Source organism: Salimicrobium halophilum (assembly GCF_900100295.1).
GTDB lineage: Bacteria > Bacillota > Bacilli > Bacillales > Halobacillaceae > Salimicrobium > Salimicrobium halophilum.
On record NZ_FNEV01000007.1, the window covers coordinates 37,241 to 54,598 of the forward strand.

At 46.7% G+C, this 17,358-nt stretch carries 16 protein-coding genes; 10 read left to right on the forward strand and 6 right to left on the reverse strand.

From position 1 onward, the window contains the following. Positions 1 to 134: 134 nt before the first annotated feature. Positions 135 to 1,478: a chromosomal replication initiator protein DnaA gene (gene dnaA / locus BLQ44_RS11420; protein WP_093194031.1), complete on the reverse strand. Its 1,344-nt coding sequence runs from the start codon at positions 1,476 to 1,478 to the stop codon at positions 135 to 137. 640 nt (positions 1,479 to 2,118) lie between these two features. Here dnaA and rpmH point away from each other — a divergent pair. The 7 genes from rpmH to rsmG all read left to right on the forward strand — a co-directional run bounded on the left by rpmH (position 2,119) and on the right by rsmG (position 8,866). Further along, on the forward strand, positions 2,119 to 2,253 hold the full coding sequence (gene rpmH / locus BLQ44_RS11425) for a 50S ribosomal protein L34 (protein WP_093194032.1): 135 nt from the start codon (positions 2,119 to 2,121) through the stop codon (positions 2,251 to 2,253). A 114-nt stretch (positions 2,254 to 2,367) separates the two neighbouring features. Then, on the forward strand, positions 2,368 to 2,715 hold the full coding sequence (rnpA, locus tag BLQ44_RS11430; RefSeq protein WP_093194033.1) for a ribonuclease P protein component: 348 nt from the start codon (positions 2,368 to 2,370) through the stop codon (positions 2,713 to 2,715). A gap of 88 nt (positions 2,716 to 2,803) precedes the next feature. Continuing rightward, positions 2,804 to 3,571: a YidC family membrane integrase SpoIIIJ gene (spoIIIJ, locus tag BLQ44_RS11435; RefSeq protein ID WP_093194034.1), complete on the forward strand. Its 768-nt coding sequence runs from the start codon at positions 2,804 to 2,806 to the stop codon at positions 3,569 to 3,571. After that, a complete protein-coding gene (gene jag, locus BLQ44_RS11440) occupies positions 3,568 to 4,185 on the forward strand; it encodes an RNA-binding cell elongation regulator Jag/EloR (RefSeq protein WP_093194035.1) in 618 nt (205 codons plus the stop codon). Before spoIIIJ ends, jag begins: the two co-directional genes overlap by 4 nt. A gap of 663 nt (positions 4,186 to 4,848) precedes the next feature. Continuing rightward, positions 4,849 to 6,225 carry a tRNA uridine-5-carboxymethylaminomethyl(34) synthesis GTPase MnmE gene (mnmE, locus tag BLQ44_RS11445; protein WP_093194036.1) on the forward strand — a complete coding sequence of 459 codons (1,377 nt, stop codon included), beginning with the start codon at positions 4,849 to 4,851 and terminating at the stop codon, positions 6,223 to 6,225. 22 nt (positions 6,226 to 6,247) lie between these two features. Then, a complete protein-coding gene (mnmG, locus tag BLQ44_RS11450) occupies positions 6,248 to 8,134 on the forward strand; it encodes a tRNA uridine-5-carboxymethylaminomethyl(34) synthesis enzyme MnmG (protein ID WP_093194037.1) in 1,887 nt (628 codons plus the stop codon). A 15-nt stretch (positions 8,135 to 8,149) separates the two neighbouring features. Further along, on the forward strand, positions 8,150 to 8,866 hold the full coding sequence (gene rsmG / locus BLQ44_RS11455; protein ID WP_093194038.1) for a 16S rRNA (guanine(527)-N(7))-methyltransferase RsmG: 717 nt from the start codon (positions 8,150 to 8,152) through the stop codon (positions 8,864 to 8,866). Between the two features lie 64 nt (positions 8,867 to 8,930). On the opposite strand, the gene nei is transcribed toward rsmG, so the two are convergent. Together nei and BLQ44_RS11465 are read right to left on the reverse strand one after the other, a co-directional pair. Next, positions 8,931 to 9,752: an endonuclease VIII gene (gene nei, locus BLQ44_RS11460; RefSeq protein ID WP_093194039.1), complete on the reverse strand. Its 822-nt coding sequence runs from the start codon at positions 9,750 to 9,752 to the stop codon at positions 8,931 to 8,933. Between the two features lie 245 nt (positions 9,753 to 9,997). After that, positions 9,998 to 10,867 (reverse strand): SDR family oxidoreductase, encoded by an 870-nt coding sequence (locus BLQ44_RS11465; RefSeq protein WP_093194040.1) that lies wholly within the window; start codon positions 10,865 to 10,867, stop codon positions 9,998 to 10,000. 149 nt (positions 10,868 to 11,016) lie between these two features. On the opposite strand from BLQ44_RS11465, the gene BLQ44_RS11470 reads away from it, so the two are divergent. Together BLQ44_RS11470 and asnB are read left to right on the forward strand one after the other, a co-directional pair. After that, positions 11,017 to 11,541, forward strand: a complete 525-nt coding sequence (locus BLQ44_RS11470) for a GNAT family N-acetyltransferase (protein ID WP_093194041.1) — start codon at positions 11,017 to 11,019, stop codon at positions 11,539 to 11,541. 85 nt (positions 11,542 to 11,626) lie between these two features. Further along, entirely contained in the window at positions 11,627 to 13,468 is a 1,842-nt protein-coding gene (gene asnB / locus BLQ44_RS11475) for an asparagine synthase (glutamine-hydrolyzing) (RefSeq protein ID WP_093194042.1), read from the forward strand. A 49-nt stretch (positions 13,469 to 13,517) separates the two neighbouring features. Here the strand turns inward: asnB and BLQ44_RS11480 are convergent, their stop codons facing one another. Both BLQ44_RS11480 and aroD read right to left on the reverse strand, forming a co-directional pair. Beyond that, positions 13,518 to 14,027, reverse strand: a complete 510-nt coding sequence (locus BLQ44_RS11480) for a shikimate kinase (RefSeq protein WP_093194043.1) — start codon at positions 14,025 to 14,027, stop codon at positions 13,518 to 13,520. 16 nt (positions 14,028 to 14,043) lie between these two features. Further along, a complete protein-coding gene (aroD, locus tag BLQ44_RS11485) occupies positions 14,044 to 14,778 on the reverse strand; it encodes a type I 3-dehydroquinate dehydratase (protein WP_093194044.1) in 735 nt (244 codons plus the stop codon). A gap of 189 nt (positions 14,779 to 14,967) precedes the next feature. On the opposite strand from aroD, the gene ddlA reads away from it, so the two are divergent. Beyond that, positions 14,968 to 16,068 carry a D-alanine--D-alanine ligase gene (gene ddlA, locus BLQ44_RS11490; RefSeq protein ID WP_093194045.1) on the forward strand — a complete coding sequence of 367 codons (1,101 nt, stop codon included), beginning with the start codon at positions 14,968 to 14,970 and terminating at the stop codon, positions 16,066 to 16,068. A 54-nt stretch (positions 16,069 to 16,122) separates the two neighbouring features. Here ddlA and BLQ44_RS11495 read toward each other — a convergent pair whose 3' ends face one another. Further along, positions 16,123 to 17,172, reverse strand: a complete 1,050-nt coding sequence (locus BLQ44_RS11495; protein WP_093194046.1) for a dipeptidase — start codon at positions 17,170 to 17,172, stop codon at positions 16,123 to 16,125. Positions 17,173 to 17,358 lie beyond the last annotated feature (186 nt).

The following is a 17,358-nucleotide window of genomic DNA, read 5'->3' on the forward strand; positions in this document are numbered from 1 at the left end:
TAAAAAAATCGTAGTAACAGTAATAGGGCGTGTGGATTTGTGGATAAGTGGAGTTAGCGTATAACTGGTGTCTTATCCACATGTGAATAAATTGTTTGTAAGAGTGCTCCTTCTATCCACACTATTCCCAGGGCCTACGTTTTTAATTGTTCCCTGATTTCGTCGAGCTCCTGCTGAAGCTGCTGATCCTTATCGAGCATGTTGGTGATTTTTTCATGGGCATGAATCACTGTCGTATGATCACGTCCCCCAAATTCTTCTCCTATTTTCGGGAGAGAGAAGTCCGTCAGTTCTCTAGAAAGGTACATGGCGATCTGCCTGGGGAAGGCGACGGATTTCGTCCGTTTTTTAGCCGGGAAGTCTTCGAGACGAATATTGAATCTCTCTGCCACAGCTTCCTGAATATCTTCAATAGTAATGACTTTCGGTTTCTGATTCGGAATGATGTCTTTTAGTGCTTCTGCTGCAAGCGATGCGTTGATATCACGATTGATCAGCGAAGAATAAGCGACGACGCGGATCAGGGCCCCTTCGAGCTCACGGATGTTCGTATCGATCTGATTGGCGATATAGAGCATGACCTCATTAGGTATGTCGAGTCCTTCCGCTTTCGCTTTCTTTCTCAGAATGGCGATTCTCGTCTCTAGATCAGGCGGTGTGATATCCGTGATGAGTCCCCATTCGAAGCGTGACCGAAGTCGATCTTCCAGTGTCGGGATCTCTTTTGGAGGCCGATCACTAGAGATGACGATCTGTTTGCTTTCTTCATGCAGTGTGTTGAACGTATGGAAGAATTCCTCCTGGGTCTGTTCTTTTCCTGCCAGAAACTGAATATCATCAATCAGAAGCACGTCGACATTGCGGTACTTATTACGAAAGTTAACGGCTTTATTGTCACGGATGGAATTGATGAATTCGTTCGTGAACTTCTCGGAAGTGATATAAACGACTTTTGCATTCGGGTTATGGTCGAGAACGTAATGGCCGATTGCATGCATAAGGTGTGTCTTTCCAAGGCCGACCCCTCCGTAAATGAAAAGCGGGTTATAAGCTTTTGCAGGAGCTTCTGCTACTGCGAGGGATGCGGCATGGGCGAATCGGTTCCCGCTACCGATGACAAATGTATCGAATGTATACTTTGAGTTCAGCATGCTTGTCGGCGATTCTTCTCCATCTTTCGTGTCAGGAACTTTAGATGAAAGTTTGACGTCCTCAAGCGACTCCTCTTTCGTTTCCGGGATGATGAATTTCGTTTTCAATTCAGATCCTGTCACTTCGACAAGCGTTTCTTTGATTAGTGTCTGGTACTGGTTTTCAAGCCAGTCCCTGGCAAATTCGTTCGGAGCTATAATGGTAAGCGTATCTTCATCAAGCGAATGGGCTTTCGTCGCTTTCAGCCAGGTTTCGAAACTCGGCTTACTGATCTTCTCCTTCATTTGATCCAATGTAGCATTCCATAGCTCATGGATATTTTCCAACCCTTTCACCTCTTTCCTGTAACAATAAAGAAAAGCTTTTTGTTCGTTTTACCTAACAAAAAGCTATGTTTTTTCTCTTTGATGTAAAAAATACTTTTATATCAATGTGGATGTGCGATAAAGTGTGTTGTAAGTGTTTCATAGATTTTTACCCATTATCCACATTCCTGTGAATAAGTTCGTCTACACCCTTGTGAAAAACTATCCACAAATTACCCACATTGTGTGGATAACGTGAAATGGCTTTCGATATTTTTCACGGTTAAACACAAATATAATATCAAATAAATCACCGTATTGCAATGAATCACAGAAACTTATCCACAATCTCTACAGCTTGAGGATAGATTTTATCCACACCACTATATTTTGTGGTCAACTTGTCGATAATTGTTGTGGACGGTAAAAACGGGAAGAAATGTTATGCACACTGGAGGTGGACATTCTCGATGGAGAATTTGTTATAGTACAGTCCCTGTTATAATACAAAGAAGTGATCAGGCCCATAAAGAAGTGATCAGGCCCATCTAGTTTTTATGAAAATAGTGATTGACATGTTTTTTTGAGTATGAGTATAATAATTAAGAATGCCTATGACATGAATAAAAGCATGCAAATTCCTTCAGGAGGTGTATATATAATGAAACGCACATTTCAACCAAATAATCGTAAGCGTAAAAAAGTACACGGCTTCCGCGCACGCATGAGCACGAAGAACGGTCGTAAAGTTCTTGCGCGTCGTCGTCGTAAAGGAAGAAAAACGTTATCCGCATAGGCCACTGATCGCGTCAGTGGTCTTTTTTCTGGGTTTTAGCTTTTGTGCCGGGGAGTTCAGTTCCCGGCATTTCAGTTAGAACCTTTTTCAATGTGGTAAGAGGTTGTGAATGAAATGAAAAAAGCTTATCGAATCAAGAAGAATAAGGAATTTCAAAACGTTTTCAAAAACGGGAAGTCTTTTGCTAACCGGCAGCTTGTCCTGTATTATCTTCAAAAAGACCAACCTCATTTCAGGATCGGTCTATCTGTAAGCAAGCGCATAGGCAACGCCGTAATGAGGAACCAGGTGAAACGATATCTGAGACAAGCTTTCCACGAGCTGGAGGAAGACGTGAAGGCCGATTACGACTTAGTGGTGATCGCCAGAAAACCGGTGAACACGATGGATTATCATGAAATTAAGAAGAGCCTGCAGCACGTATTGAAACGATCCGGGGTCATGAAAAAGAAATCAAAATGAAACGTTCATTAAATTGTTCATGGAATGATTCCTTAATAAGTGCTAGTATGAATAAGGAATATGGAGTTTTAGTAAGGAGGAAGGAACGTTGCGAAAAAAGCTGAGCTTATTGCTCGCAATGGCAGGGGTACTGATGTTCCTTTCCGGTTGTACGCAGATCAATCAGGATGTTTCTGCTGAGAGTACCGGTTTTTGGAATGAATTCGTAGTATGGCCTCTATCTCAAACGTTGTTGTTTTTCGCTGACTTTTTCAGCGGAAGTTATGGAATGGCGATTATTGTAGTTACCATCATTATTCGCCTTGTATTATTGCCACTGAACGTCAAACAATTGAAAAGTTCGAAATCGATGCAGGAGATTCAACCTCAACTGCAGGAATTAAGAGAAAAATATAGTTCGAAAGATGCGCAGACTCAGCAGAAGCTGCAGCAGGAAACGATGAATCTTTTCCAGAAAAACGGTGTCAATCCGCTGGCCGGTTGTTTGCCGATCATCGTGCAAATGCCGATACTGATCGGATTCTATCACGCTATTATGCGGACACCTGAAATCCAGACGCACAATTTCATGTGGCTCGAGCTCGGTTCTCCGGATCCGTTTCTTGCAATATTGACAGCCGCTACCACATTCCTTCAGCAGAAACTGATGATGGCAGGGATGTCAGGAGCAGCGGGAGCGAACCCGCAGATGCAGATGATGCTTTATATCATGCCACTCATGATCGGGACATTTGCATTCTTCTTCCCGTCCGCACTGGCGGTTTACTGGATTGTAGGTAACATCTTCATGATTTTACAGACGATTTTCATTCGTAAACCAATGATGAAGGAATCGACAGGAGGCGCAGATAAGTGAATCAACTGACTGCTACGGGAGCGACAGTGGAAGAAGCTGTTCAATCCGCATTATCAGATCTTCAAACGACAGAAGATAAAGTTGATGTGGATGTATTGGATGAAGGTAAAAAAGGATTTTTAGGTTTTGGCGCAAAACCCGCTATCGTCAAAGTGACGAAGAAGAAAGATCTGGAACAGGAAACAGCCACATACATCCAGGAAGTAGCAGCGCAGATGGGGCTTACTGTGAACGTCGAAACGAAAAGGAAAAGCCGCGATATCTATGCAGATATCTCCGGAGATGATATAGCGAGGCTCATCGGTAAAAGGGGACAAACGTTGAATGCCCTTCAATATTTGACCCAGGTAGCGATCAATAAAGAAACCGATCAGTTCATCAGCGTCATGCTTGATGCTGAAGGATATCGCGACCGTCGAAAAGACACATTGAAGCAGCTGGCAGAACGTAAGGCGATACAGGCGTTGAAGCAAAGCCGTCAGGTTAAGCTCGAACCGATGCCGTCTTACGAACGCAAAGTCATCCATTCCGCCCTTCAGACGGATGGACGAGTGGAAACGGATTCGGCAGGAAAAGAACCGAACCGTTCCGTCGTGATCCGACCGGCAGAATAATAGAATATCATCATCACCCGTCAGCCCCGGCTGGCGGGTTTTTGTGTAGAAAAGCGGAGACACCTTGCTCAGCCCTTCTCGCATAAGTGAAAATCAGCCTAAAGAAGCGCTTTTCTTCTTTATGGATGGTTTTCGCTTATGTCGCTAAGGGCTAGGTGTCGCAGCTAGACAAGAAAAGCGGAGAAGCCCCGCTTAGAAACCTCAGTGATAAGTAGAACTGTCAGACAAAAGTGCTTGTTCTTTTTTCTGATCTGTTCTACTTATCGCTCGGGGTTTCTGGACTTTGTAGCTAGACAAGAAAAGCGGAGAAGAACGCTTAGAAGCTCTGGCATAAGTGAAAGGTCTTTCCGCGACGTTCACGAAGGCAAATAATGCGCGAGCGTACCGCAAAATGATTTGCCATGCACTCACGAACCTCTCGAGACTCTGAATGGACCGCTACGAAATTAACGGACCGTTCACGCGAGTAAACGGACTCTGGACGTACCGCAAAACAGATGTCCCCTCACGTTTACACTTCGAAAATCAAAAATCTTACCTTTCCCCGTTACCACAAAAGAAACTTGATATTTATCCCCAATCCGTGCTAATCTAAACTGTTAGTAATTACAGAAGAACTTATCCACATGTGGATAGTTTCAATAGAGAAGGAGGTGCGGGCGTATGGATACCGATACGATTGCGGCTATTTCGACCCCGACAGGAGAAGGAGCGATTGCGATCGTCCGCCTGAGCGGCGATGATGCAGTGGCAAAAGCGAACGAACTGTTCCGGGGGAAAGACCTGACGGCTGTCGATTCTCATACGATGCACTATGGAAAACTGATAGATCCGGAGACGGATGAAATAGCGGAAGAAGTGATGGCTTCGGTTATGCGCGCACCGAAAACCTTCACCCGCGAAGATATTGTAGAAATCAATTGCCACGGCGGGCTCGTGTCCGTAAACCGGGTCCTTGAAATTGTTCTGGCTCAGGGAGCGCGTCTCGCTGAACCCGGAGAATTCACGAAGCGTGCTTTTCTGAACGGACGGATCGATTTGTCCCAGGCGGAAGCGGTCATGGACCTCATCCGTGCCAAAACGGACAGGGCGATGAACGTGGCGTTGAAGCAGATGGACGGACGTCTTTCGAAATTGATCCAGGACCTTCGTCAAAAGCTTTTAGAAACGCTTGCGCACGTAGAAGTGAACATCGACTACCCGGAGTATGATGACGTAGAAGAAATGACGAATGACGTCATGGAAGAGAAGACGGCAGAAGTCAGGGATGAAATTGCGCAGCTACTCCAGACCGCGAAACAGGGGAAAATTTTACGCGAAGGACTTGCGACAGCGATCATCGGACGTCCTAACGTAGGAAAATCCTCACTCATGAACACGCTTGTCCATGAAAATAAAGCGATCGTCACGGAAATCCCGGGTACGACCCGTGATGTCATCGAAGAGTATGTGAACGTCCGAGGTGTACCGCTCCGGCTCGTGGATACAGCCGGCATCAGGGAAACCGAAGACATCGTCGAACGGATCGGCGTCGAGCGATCGAGACAGGTGCTAACGGAAGCAGACCTCATCCTTCTTGTGTTAAACTATGGAGATGAGCTCACAGAAGAAGACGTGAAACTCTTCGAAGCGGCTCGTGATATGAACATGATTGTTCTTTTGAATAAGACTGATCTCGATCAGAAAATAGATATAGAACGTGTGAAAGAACTCGCAGGAGACAATCCTGTCATTTCCACTTCCCTTATTCAGGAAGAGGGGATCGATCAGCTAGAGACTGCGATTTCCTCTACATTCTTCGAAGGCGAACTTGATAGCGGAGATATGACGTACGTTTCGAACGTAAGGCACGTCCAACTGCTCAAACAGGCGAAACAGGCTTTGGAAGACGCGCGGGAAGGTATGGAAATGGGCGTACCGATCGATGTCGTTCAGATCGACGTCACGAGAACGTGGGAGATTCTTGGTGAAATCGTCGGAGATACCGTTGGAGAGAGTCTTATTGATGAATTGTTCTCGCAGTTTTGCTTAGGGAAATAACTAATTAAAGGAGAGATCTCAGGTGACTTATGATGCAGGTCATTACGACGTTATAGTTATAGGTGCCGGCCATGCAGGTGTGGAAGCAGCAGCTGCTTCTGCGAGACGCGGAGCGAAGACACTCATGCTCAGTCTGAATCTGGACATGATCGCTTTCATGCCATGCAACCCTTCCATCGGTGGACCCGCGAAAGGAATCGTCGTACGTGAAGTCGATGCCCTCGGTGGTCTGATGGGACGCGTGATTGATAAAACGCATATCCAGATGCGTCTATTGAATACAAGAAAAGGGCCTGCTGTACGCGCATTGCGGGCGCAGGCAGATAAGCCTCTGTATCTGAAAGAAATGAAACGTCTTCTGGAAAATCAGGAGAACTTGACGCTACGTCAGGGAATGGTAGAAAAAATCCTCGTAGAAGACGATCAGGTGAAAGGTGTCGTGACGGAAACGAAAGCGGCTTATTATGCACCGAGCGTTATCGTTACGACAGGTACGTTCATGCGCGGACGCGTTATTATCGGTGATCTTTCCTACGAAAGCGGACCGAACAACCAGCGTCCAAGTGTCTCACTTTCCGAGCAGCTCGAAGAACTCGGAATCGAAATGGTCCGTTTCAAGACGGGTACGCCGATGCGTGTGAACAGCCATACCATCGACTATTCCAAAACGGAAATCCAGCCAGGGGAAACAGAGCCCCGTTCATTCTCTTATGAAACGACGGAGTTCATCACCGATCAGATTCCGTGCTGGCTGACGTATACGAATGAAACGACGCACCAGGTAATCAACGATAATCTTGGATTGTCCCCGATGTATTCCGGGATGATCAAAGGGACAGGGCCGCGTTATTGCCCATCCATCGAAGACAAAGTGGTCCGTTTCAACGACAAACCACGCCACCAGATCTTCCTGGAGCCGGAAGGCCGCGATACGGAAGAAGTATACGTTCAGGGTCTTTCCACGTCTCTGCCTGAATACGTTCAGAAGCAGATGATGGAGACGGTTCCGGGACTCGAAAAAGCAGAAATCATGCGCGCCGGTTATGCGATCGAATACGATTCCGTCGTACCGACGCAATTGTGGCCGACCCTTGAAACGAAACAAATCAGCGGACTGTTCACCGCAGGTCAGATCAACGGAACGTCCGGTTATGAAGAAGCAGCCGGACAGGGACTGCTTGCCGGTACGAACGCCGCTGCGAAGACGCTTGATCTTGACCCACTCATCCTCGACCGTTCCGAAGGGTACATGGGCGTTATGATCGATGATCTCGTAACGAAGGGTACCAAAGAACCGTACCGCCTCCTTACTTCTCGTGCAGAGTTCCGTCTGATGCTTCGTCATGACAACGCCGATATTCGTCTTACGGAGAAAGGCTATGAACTTGGTCTGATTTCTGAGGAGCGTTACAACCGTTTCGTAGAGAAGCGCCGTAAGATCGAAGAAGAGAAGGCCCGTCTCGAAAAAGAAATCATCAAAGCGACGGACGAGGTGCAACAGGTTATCGAAGAATCCGGTAGTGCGCGTCTGAAGGATGCGGTACGTGCCAGTGACCTGCTTCGTCGACCGGAAATCGACTACAGTCATATTGAGCGTCTGACACCTTCTGATGTCGCTCTGACCTCAGATGAGAAAGAACAGGTCGAAATTCAGATCAAATATTCCGGTTATATTAAGAAATCACTGGAACAGATCGATAAAATGAAGAAGATGGAGTCGAAGAAAATTCCGGAAGACATCGATTATGATGCCATCCAGGGATTGGCATCGGAAGCAGCTGATCGTTTGAAATCCGTTCAGCCGCTTTCCGTCGGTCAGGCTTCAAGAGTTTCCGGAGTGAACCCGGCAGATATTTCGATTCTGCTCGTCTATATCGAGCAGGGCAATGTCGCTCGCGTTTCCGGATAAGGGAGGACGCAGGAGATGGATATTCCGACATTTCAACAAAAGCTTGAAGAACAAGGGATCGAGCTGACCGACGAACAGCTCGATCAGTTCGAGAAATATTGGGAAATTCTCGTCGAATGGAATGAGAAGATGAATCTGACGGCAATCACTGATAAGGAAGAAGTGTATGAGAAGCATTTCTATGACTCGCTGACTGCTGCTTTCTATCATGATTTCCGTGAACCGCTCCGCATCTGTGATGTCGGAGCGGGAGCAGGTTTTCCGAGTATTCCTCTGAAAATCGTGTTTCCTGAATTGAAAGTGACGATCGTCGATTCCTTGAAAAAGCGGATTTCCTTTCTGAACCATCTCGCTACAGAGCTTGGTCTCAGTGACGTCGCTTTTTACCATGATCGCGCCGAGAATTTCGGGAAGAACGGCAAGTTCCGTGAGAAATATGACCTGGTTCTTGGACGCGCGGTCGCTCGTATGTCTGTCTTGAGCGAGTTATGTCTGCCACTCGTGAAAAAAGGTGGCGTGCTCATGGCAATGAAAGGACCGAACGTCGAGGAAGAGATGGAGACAGCGGAATCTGCCATTTCTATTCTTGGAGGAGAAGTGAAGGAGACCCATACCTTCTACCTTCCCGGCGATCAGGCCGAGCGGAACATCGTATTAATCGATAAACGGAGAAAAACACCAGGCAAATATCCGAGAAAAGCAGGAACTCCTAATAAGTCTCCGCTTTCCTGATGAAGAAGCGGGACAAACGAAAGAGCGGCATCCTTTTAACGAAGGATGCCGCTCTTTTTATTAATTATAAGGATTGGCAGTAAGGACAATAGTAAAGACGCCGATTTCCGGCTTCAATCTTCTCGATTTTGGTTCCGCAGATGTGACAGGGTTGGAGAGCACGACGGAAGACCCAGTGTCGGTACTGGTTCCGAGTCTTTCCTTCTGATTTCATTCGTTCGGCTATGTCCAAATCCACGGTAATTCCTTTATGGTGGTAGGATTGCTGTATGAGAGCAATCGTCTGCCGGGCTGCCTCTTCTACTTTGTCTTCTTCTGTATCTCCTGGCCTCAAAGAAGGATGGATGCCCGAAGCGAAAAGGATTTCACTTCGTAAATAATTGCCGAGGCCGGCTACGAAACTCTGATCCAGCAGGAGAGAGGTCCATTTCCTTCTGGAGAATCGTTTGCTTTTGAATCGTTCGATCATTTCTTCTTCGGTCACCTGCTCTGAAAGGATATCCGGACCTATCTTCCGGATGAAAGGATGATCAGGCACTTCTTCGTCTTTCAGTACTTCGATATCGGACGCACTGTATAAAAGAGCGGACTTTTTTTCGTTGTGGATGGCCAGCCTCAGTTGGCGGTTCGTGTTCGGGTAGTTGTAAGCATTCCTGACCATCCATTTCCCATAAAGCTGGTTGTGGGAGTAGATGGTATAGCCATTATCGAAGCGAGTCAGCATGGCTTTTCCTTTCGTATCGACACGGGTGACGTCAGCACCTCGGAGGAGGTCTTCATACCCCTGGAGAGCTTCGAAAGCGAAAGAGATGTCGAGTACCTTTCTGTTTTGCAGAGCTTTTTCTACGGCATCTGCTGCTTTTCTAATTTCGGGTCCTTCTGGCATGAGGCCCTCCTTTCTAAGCGGTGTTTCTGTCGTCTTATGCGATAGATTTTGAGCGTAAATGCGTCGCAAAAAAGTTAGTATGCGACGGTTTTAGACTAATAGGGACGAAAAAGTGTTGAATATCATTTATTATGAGGTGCTTTTATCGCTTCATTTTGAAAAAGCACCTCATAAAAGGGAGAACCGGTTGTACTCCGGAAATTGCTAATATTTGAGCTTCTAAACGGCCTCCTCCGCTTTTCTAATCAGCTCGACATGTACAACCCACCATTGATATGAATGAACTGGCCGGTAATGTAGGTGGAGTCGTCCGATGCTAGCAATACGTAGCTGCCGACGTGCTCGACCGGCTGTCCCGGACGTCCCATTGGTGTATTGGTGCCGAATTGTTCCACTTTGTCTTCTGAGAAGGTGGAAGGGATCAGCGGAGTCCAGATCGGGCCGGGTGCTACGCCGTTCACTCGTATGCCTTTATCTACTAGCTGCTGGGCCATGGAACGGGTGAAGGCGACGACTGCCCCTTTGGAGGCCGTGTAATCTACGAGTTCGGGATTCCCGGTATAAGGGTTGATAGAAGCAGTGTTGATGATCGAACTTCCTTTTTCCATGTGGGGAATGGCTGCTTTCGTCAAATGGAACATAGAAAAAATGTTCGTCCGGAATGTCTGCTCCAACTGTTCTGCGGAAATATTAAGCAGATCATCGGTCGGGTGTTGTTCCGCCGCGTTGTTCACCAAAATGTCGAGCTTGCCGAATTCACTCATCGTCTTATCGACGAGATCCTGGCAGTGCTTTTCATCACCTACATCGCCTGGAAGGAGGAGAGCTTTTTTTCCTTCCTCTTCGACCAGTCTTGCCGTTTCTTCCGCATCTTCGTTTTCTTCAAGGTAGGAGATGGCGACATCCGCACCTTCTTTGGCGTAGCCGATAGCTACAGATCGTCCTATACCACTGTCGCCTCCTGTGATAAGTGCAACTTTCCCTTGTAATTTATTTCCGCTCTGGTAATCCTGATCGGCGTGCAGCGGTTTCGGGTCCATTTTTCCTTCGACTCCCGGCTGATGTGACTGTTCCTGTTTCGGCTGTCCTTCTGTCTGACGATCAAAACGATCCATTTATATTCATCCTCCCAGTTTCTATTAACGAATACTTCATTGTTCTCTTTGATAGTTATTCCACTTGTAAAAAAAATCAAACAACCCTTCCAAAATCTTTCCAGCTGATGTATGATGAACAGAACTTTTCAGAAGAGGGAGGAAGAGAAATGGAATTGGAAACGAAACGATTAACATTACGTCCTTACACAATTGCGGATGCAGCAGAAGTTTCTGCTCTTGCGGATGACAAGGAAATTGCAGACAGAACATTCGTCCCGCATCCTTATACGGTAGAAGACGCAAAAGCATGGATTTCCACCCATGAGGAAGCGATACAGGAAGGATCTGCTTACCCGCTTGCCATGATAGATAAGGAGAGCGGAAAGTTGACGGGGACGATGACGCTCCGTGTAAATGTAAAACATAAAAACGGCGAGCTCGCTTATTGGGTCGGCCAACCGTACTGGGGGAAAGGATTGGCCAGTGAAGCAGCTCAACGCATCACGGATTTCGCCTTCGATGATCTCGGGCTTGAACGTATCTGGGGAAGAGCGTTATCAGACAATGAACCATCACAGAAAGTCATGAAGAATGTAGGGTTGTTATATGAAGGGGTAATGCGTCATGAAATCCTTCATGACGGGAAATTCAAGGATACATACATGTACGGAATGATCCGCTCCGATCGGTGAACGGAAAAAAATACAGGAACCGAAAACTTTTCCTTTCCATTCTATGTAGTAATAGGTAGAACAGTGGAAAGGAAAGGTGAGAGGTATGTGCGGATTTGTTGGTATGGTAGGCGGGAATGTGGAGCGAATTATTGGTGAGGGAGCGACGATTGCTCACAGAGGACCGGACGAAGAAGGGTATTACGAAGACGATCAGGCAGCTTTCCTCTTCCGGCGCCTTCGGATTATTGATCTTAAAAAAGGCCATCAACCGATGCCTATCGGCGATCGTTATATATTTCTGATGAACGGAGAAATCTATAATTATCTTTCCCTCAAAGAAGAACTTCAGGAGAAAGGATATACGTTCCATACCGATACGGATACCGAGGTGGCAGGTGTCCTCTTTCAGGAAGAAGGAGTTCATGCATTTGAAAGATTCCGTGGGATGTTTGCGATTCTCGTGTGGGATAAAGAAGAATCGACTCTCTACGGTGCGAGGGATCCATTCGGTATCAAGCCTTTCTACTATAGCGAAAAGAATGGTAATATGGCGGTCGCTTCTGAGATGAAGGGGATTGCCTGTGAGGAAAAAGAGATGAACATAGAAGCACTGACTCATTATTTCAGTTTCCAGTACGTTCCGGAGCCTTTTACGATGTTCGAAGATATAAAAAAACTGGAGCCCGGTCAATATTTTGTGAAAAAGAGCGAGGAAGAAGAAGCAGTCTTCCATCAATATTTCAAACCTGAATTCAAGCCGACAGACCGTAACGAAGATAGGGTTCATCGGCTTCGGCGTGTTCTTGATGAATCCGTTCGTCTGCATATGCAGAGCGATGTCCCTGTAGGAGCATTTCTCTCCGGTGGAATCGATTCAAGTGCCATCGTGTCTTTAGCGAGCAGGTACCACTCTGATTTGCAGACGTTTTCTGTAGGATTTGAACAAGATGGATACTCTGAGGTCGATCTTGCTGAAGAGACAGCAGAGACCCTTGGAGTATCCCATCATAAGTACGTCGTCACTCCCTGGGAATTCGTCGAGAAGCTTCCGGAAATCGTTAAGCATTTGGATGATCCCCTTGCCGATGCTTCTGCGATCCCCTTGTATTTCGTCGCCCGGGAAGCAAGGAAGAAGGTGACCGTCGTTCTATCCGGGGAAGGAGCGGATGAACTGTTCGGGGGATATAACATTTACCGGGAATCCTATGATCTACGTATGTTCGGATACGTCCCGCGTACGTTGAAGAATATATTGAGGAAATTGGCTGCCAGAGTTCCGGAGGGAGTGAAAGGAAGGAGCTTCATCCTTAGGGGAACAACACCTCTGCAGGAGCGTTATATCGGGAATGCCAAGATATTCGAAGAGGAAGAGAAAGAGATATTTTTAAGGAAAGGATCTTCCGCGACCTATAAAGATTTACTGGCTGATTATTATGAAGATGTGGAGACACTCTCACCGATGAGACAAATGCAGTACATTGATATGTGTACGTGGTTGAGAGGGGATATCCTTCTGAAAGCCGACAAAATGACCATGGCGAACTCTCTGGAGTTGCGCGTCCCGTTTTTGGACCGTGAAGTTTTTGAAGAAGCACGGACCCTTCGGGAAGAGGAGATGATCACTCGAACGGCCACAAAAGATACTCTCCGGAAAGCGATGCAGGGGATTGTTCCGGATTCGGTTCTGCACCGGAAAAAACTTGGATTCCCGGTGCCGCTCGCTCACTGGTTGAGACATGAACTCTACGGCTGGGCTAAACAGATGATTGCGGAAAGCGGTACGGAAGAGTGGATTGATAAGCAGGCAGTTGCTGACATGCTGGAGAGACATAGAACGGGCGGGAAAGACTACTCGAGAAAACTTTGGACGATTCTTATGTTCATGATGTGGCACAGGGTATTTGTAGAAGAACGGAGCAGACAGAAGCGGATCGTTTCTGCTTAAATGAATGAAGCAAAAAGCCGGACTAAGTAAGCGGAGTCCGGCTTTTCGTTTATTTCAGTTGCAGGGATTCGATGATATGATCGGCGACTTCTTCTTCGCTCCATCCATCTGTCATGAACTTTTTATGATGGGCCTGGTATAAAGATTTCCTTTCTTCGAACAGTTCCCTGATTTCTTCTACTGTTTTGTTCCGGAGCACAGGCCTATCTTCCATCAGTTCATCGAGGCGCTCTCTCCAGTTCTCCCAGGAGATATCGAGAAACAGGACGAGACACTCTTCCATACATATGGTTTTGATATCTTCCTGAAGGAATGCTCCTCCTCCAAGCGAAAGGATCGTTCCCTCCTGTTTGGCGTAATGCGTGATGAACTTCTTTTCTTCTTCTCTGAACATGCTCTCTCCGTATGTAGCGAACATATCACGGATCTTCATTCCGTGATGACGTTCAATTTCTTTGTCGACGTCGATGAACGGACGGGATAACTTCTCACTGAGAAGAGATCCTACCGTCGTTTTACCGACGCCCATGAATCCGATAAGGGCGATTGGTTGTTCCATCATAGATTCTCCTTACTTATTGGTACTTGCGGATGTGTGCAATCGTTTTTTCCAGATCTTCGATAGGGATCTGTCCCGGAGCAGAAGGGTGTCCGCCTACAGCGAATGTAACGATGGAACCGAAGTACCATCCGAACATTCTCGTCACGGTACCGAGTCCGCCCATTGCCATCGTGATGACCGGAATCCCGAGCGTGCGTTCCGCTTCTTCTGTCACGGTGAGCAGGGAGAGCACGTCCTGTTTCGTTTCCGGGGTCACAGAAAGTTTTGCATAATCCGCTCCCTTGGTCTTCGCTGCCTCGAGGGTCGACATCATTTCCTCTTTCGAAGGCGTTGAGGAGAAATCGTGATAAGACAAAATGAGCTGTTTGTTATTGGCGACAGCCGCTTCTTTGACACGGTGGAGGTCCTCCTCCGACTGTTTGACTTCGAAATCGATGAGCGAGACGTGCGAATTAGCAGCTACCCGTTCGATCAGGTCTATCTTATGAGAAGAATCTATATCAAGGGATTCTCCCCCTTCATTCTGATCACGAATCGTGAATAGAAGCGGGATGTCCTTTTTGACGTCACCGATTGTCTCCAGTACGGCCAGCACTTGTTCTGTATCCGCAAGATTGCGGAAGTTATCCGCTCTCCATTCAAGAAGATCGGGTTCTTTCGGGACAATGGTGCGCAATTCTTCTTTCACTTCGTCGATTGTACGACCGACGATTGGGGTACAAATATTTACGTCGTTCTTTTTCAGCATGATGAACCTCCTCGGTGAGAATATGTATTACATTGTACTCGAATAGGAAATCAAACGACAAGAAAAAAAGACGAAAAATTATGACTCTTCCCTGACACTAAACGAAGTTATTGAAGAAATTCTTCGTCATGGACTGGCGGGAGAGTGTATAATCGAAAGAGAATGAACGAACAGATGGAGTGATTAACTATGAGTGGAAAAAAACGAGTTGGAATCGTGTTCGGAGGTAAATCGGCAGAACATGAAGTATCGTTGCAGTCGGCAAAGAACGTCGTAGATGCGATTGATAAAGACAAATATGACGTGACCCTGATCGGAATCGATAAAGCAGGGAACTGGCATGTGAACGATACGGGGAACTACCTTGAGAATGAGAATGATCCCTCGAACATACGCCTGCACCATTCTGATGAATCTGTTGCAGTGGTGCCGGGAAGAGAAGAACAACAATTCCTTCAAGTCACGGAAAGAGAGGCGTTGGAACAGCTGGATGCGATTTTCCCTATTCTTCACGGGACGCTTGGGGAAGATGGAAGCATCCAGGGCATGATGAGGATTGCGAACATCCCTTACGTCGGTCCTGATATTCTTGGATCTGCTGTCTGTATGGATAAAGATGTAGCAAAACGTCTGTTGCGGGAAGCCGGAATTGATGTAGCGAAATCACTGACGGTCCGCAAACGAAACAAAGATGACGTCACATTTACGAAGGCAGCGCGCACGCTCGGGACTCCTTTCTTTATCAAGCCTGCAAGCCAGGGGTCGTCCGTAGGTGTAAGCAAAGTGAACACGGAAGAAGAATTCGATAAAGCACTCGACGAAGCTTTTCTTTACGATAAAAAAGTACTTATCGAAGAAAACGTGGAAGGTCGTGAGCTCGAATGTGCAGTACTCGGCAATGAAGAACCGAAAGCTTCGCACGTCGGTGAGATCCTTCCGGCCGGGGATTTCTATTCCTATGAGTCGAAATATATTGATGAAAGTGGAGCCGGACTGCAACTGCCGGCGGACCTTAAAGAAGAAGAGGAAGAACGTATCAGAAAAGAAGCCGTCCGTGCTTTTGAAGTTCTTGAGTGTGAAGGGATGGCACGCGTCGATTTCTTCCTTACGAATAGCGGAAAACTCGTAATCAATGAAGTGAATACGATTCCGGGATTCACGAAAATCAGTATGTATCCGAAACTATGGGATATAAGCGGACTCCCTTATCCGAAGCTGATTGATGAACTGATTGAACTCGGTATTCAGAGACATGAGCGTGACAGCCAGTTGAAAAATACGGTTGAATGATAGACGTATCAGAAACATAAGAACCCCCGGGGCCTCCGGGGGTTCTTACTGTATTCAGTCCTTCCATGTGTTCTCCAGCACACGGACCCAATTTTTATAAGCTATCTTCTCCAGTTCTTCTTCCGTGAAACCATCTTCTGAAAGAGCCTGCATCACTTTCCTTGTTCCACTTACGTCCTGCAGGATATCGGGGATGCTCGTCCCGTCGAAATCAGATCCGAAAGCGACGTGGTCCACCCCTACAAAATCAGCGATGTATCGGAAATGGGCGATGATTTCGTCCATGGAGACGTCCGTTTCCATTTTTCCATCGGCCCTGAGCATATTCACGGCGAAATTTATGCCGATGACCCCGCCGGAATCGGCGATTTCCTGAATCTGTTCATCCGTCAGATTCCTTGAAATCGGACATATGGCGTGGACGTTCGAATGAGTGGCTACAATCGGAGCCGTCGTCGCGTGCGCCACATCCCAGAACCCTTTTTCGTTCAGATGGGTCGTATCAATCATGATACCGAGATGGTTGCAGTGTTGGATCAGTTCGATTCCCTTGTCGGTCAAACCGCCCCCCGTATCAGGCGTGGAAGGATAACAGAAAGGCACACCTTCTCCGAAATCGTTGGATCTGCTCCATACCGGACCTATAGAACGAAGTCCTGCTTCATAAAGGACATAAAGCGAATCGAAGGAAAGATCGATGCACTCCGCACCTTCTATATGAAAGATGCCTGCCATCGTTCCCTGGTCGATCGAATCTTTCAGTTCCTTCACGTTTCGTACGACACGGAACTTATCCGGATTTTCCGTTTCTATCCGGAAAAGCTGTGCTGCGAGTTTATGGGTGAATCCGAGAGCTTCCTCTTTGGTGATCCGATCCGGGAGTGGGAATTTGTAGCCATTTTCATTCATGTAATTATATCTATCCTCTTCCTGCTCCCGGCTCGGGGTATAGGCTGCAAAAAAACCTCCTGCGAACCCTGCTTCTTTTGCTCTATAATAATCTATATGTGTGTCTTTGAGTGATTCATAGAAAGAAGTCACTCCATCCTGCAAGTGCAGCAATGTATCGTTATGTCCATCAAAAACCGGAATATCTTTCTTCATCGTTATCTCCTCCTCACTGTCTTCTCTTCCCGTTAAAGAATACAATTAACTCATACTTTTCCATTTGAAATTGTGATAAAATAGAAAAAGACTCTAAAACATGCGCAACTATATCATACGTGAAAAGAGAGAATCATAGAACGTTTCACGTGGAACAACGTATGTTGGATCGCAAAAAGGTGGTGT

What these genes read in the sequence shown, in the direction of transcription:
- rpmH (WP_093194032.1), top strand. Translation starts at nt 2,119, where the DNA reads ATGAAACGCACATTTCAACCAAATAATCGTAAGCGTAAAAAAGTACAC.
- rnpA (WP_093194033.1), top strand. Translation starts at nt 2,368, where the DNA reads ATGAAAAAAGCTTATCGAATCAAGAAGAATAAGGAATTTCAAAACGTT.
- mnmE (WP_093194036.1), top strand. Translation starts at nt 4,849, where the DNA reads ATGGATACCGATACGATTGCGGCTATTTCGACCCCGACAGGAGAAGGA.
- rsmG (WP_093194038.1), top strand. Translation starts at nt 8,150, where the DNA reads ATGGATATTCCGACATTTCAACAAAAGCTTGAAGAACAAGGGATCGAG.
- nei (WP_093194039.1), bottom strand. Translation starts at nt 9,752, where the DNA reads ATGCCAGAAGGACCCGAAATTAGAAAAGCAGCAGATGCCGTAGAAAAA.
- BLQ44_RS11465 (WP_093194040.1), bottom strand. Translation starts at nt 10,867, where the DNA reads ATGGATCGTTTTGATCGTCAGACAGAAGGACAGCCGAAACAGGAACAG.
- BLQ44_RS11470 (WP_093194041.1), top strand. Translation starts at nt 11,017, where the DNA reads ATGGAATTGGAAACGAAACGATTAACATTACGTCCTTACACAATTGCG.
- asnB (WP_093194042.1), top strand. Translation starts at nt 11,627, where the DNA reads ATGTGCGGATTTGTTGGTATGGTAGGCGGGAATGTGGAGCGAATTATT.
- BLQ44_RS11480 (WP_093194043.1), bottom strand. Translation starts at nt 14,027, where the DNA reads ATGGAACAACCAATCGCCCTTATCGGATTCATGGGCGTCGGTAAAACG.
- aroD (WP_093194044.1), bottom strand. Translation starts at nt 14,778, where the DNA reads ATGCTGAAAAAGAACGACGTAAATATTTGTACCCCAATCGTCGGTCGT.
- ddlA (WP_093194045.1), top strand. Translation starts at nt 14,968, where the DNA reads ATGAGTGGAAAAAAACGAGTTGGAATCGTGTTCGGAGGTAAATCGGCA.
- BLQ44_RS11495 (WP_093194046.1), bottom strand. Translation starts at nt 17,172, where the DNA reads ATGAAGAAAGATATTCCGGTTTTTGATGGACATAACGATACATTGCTG.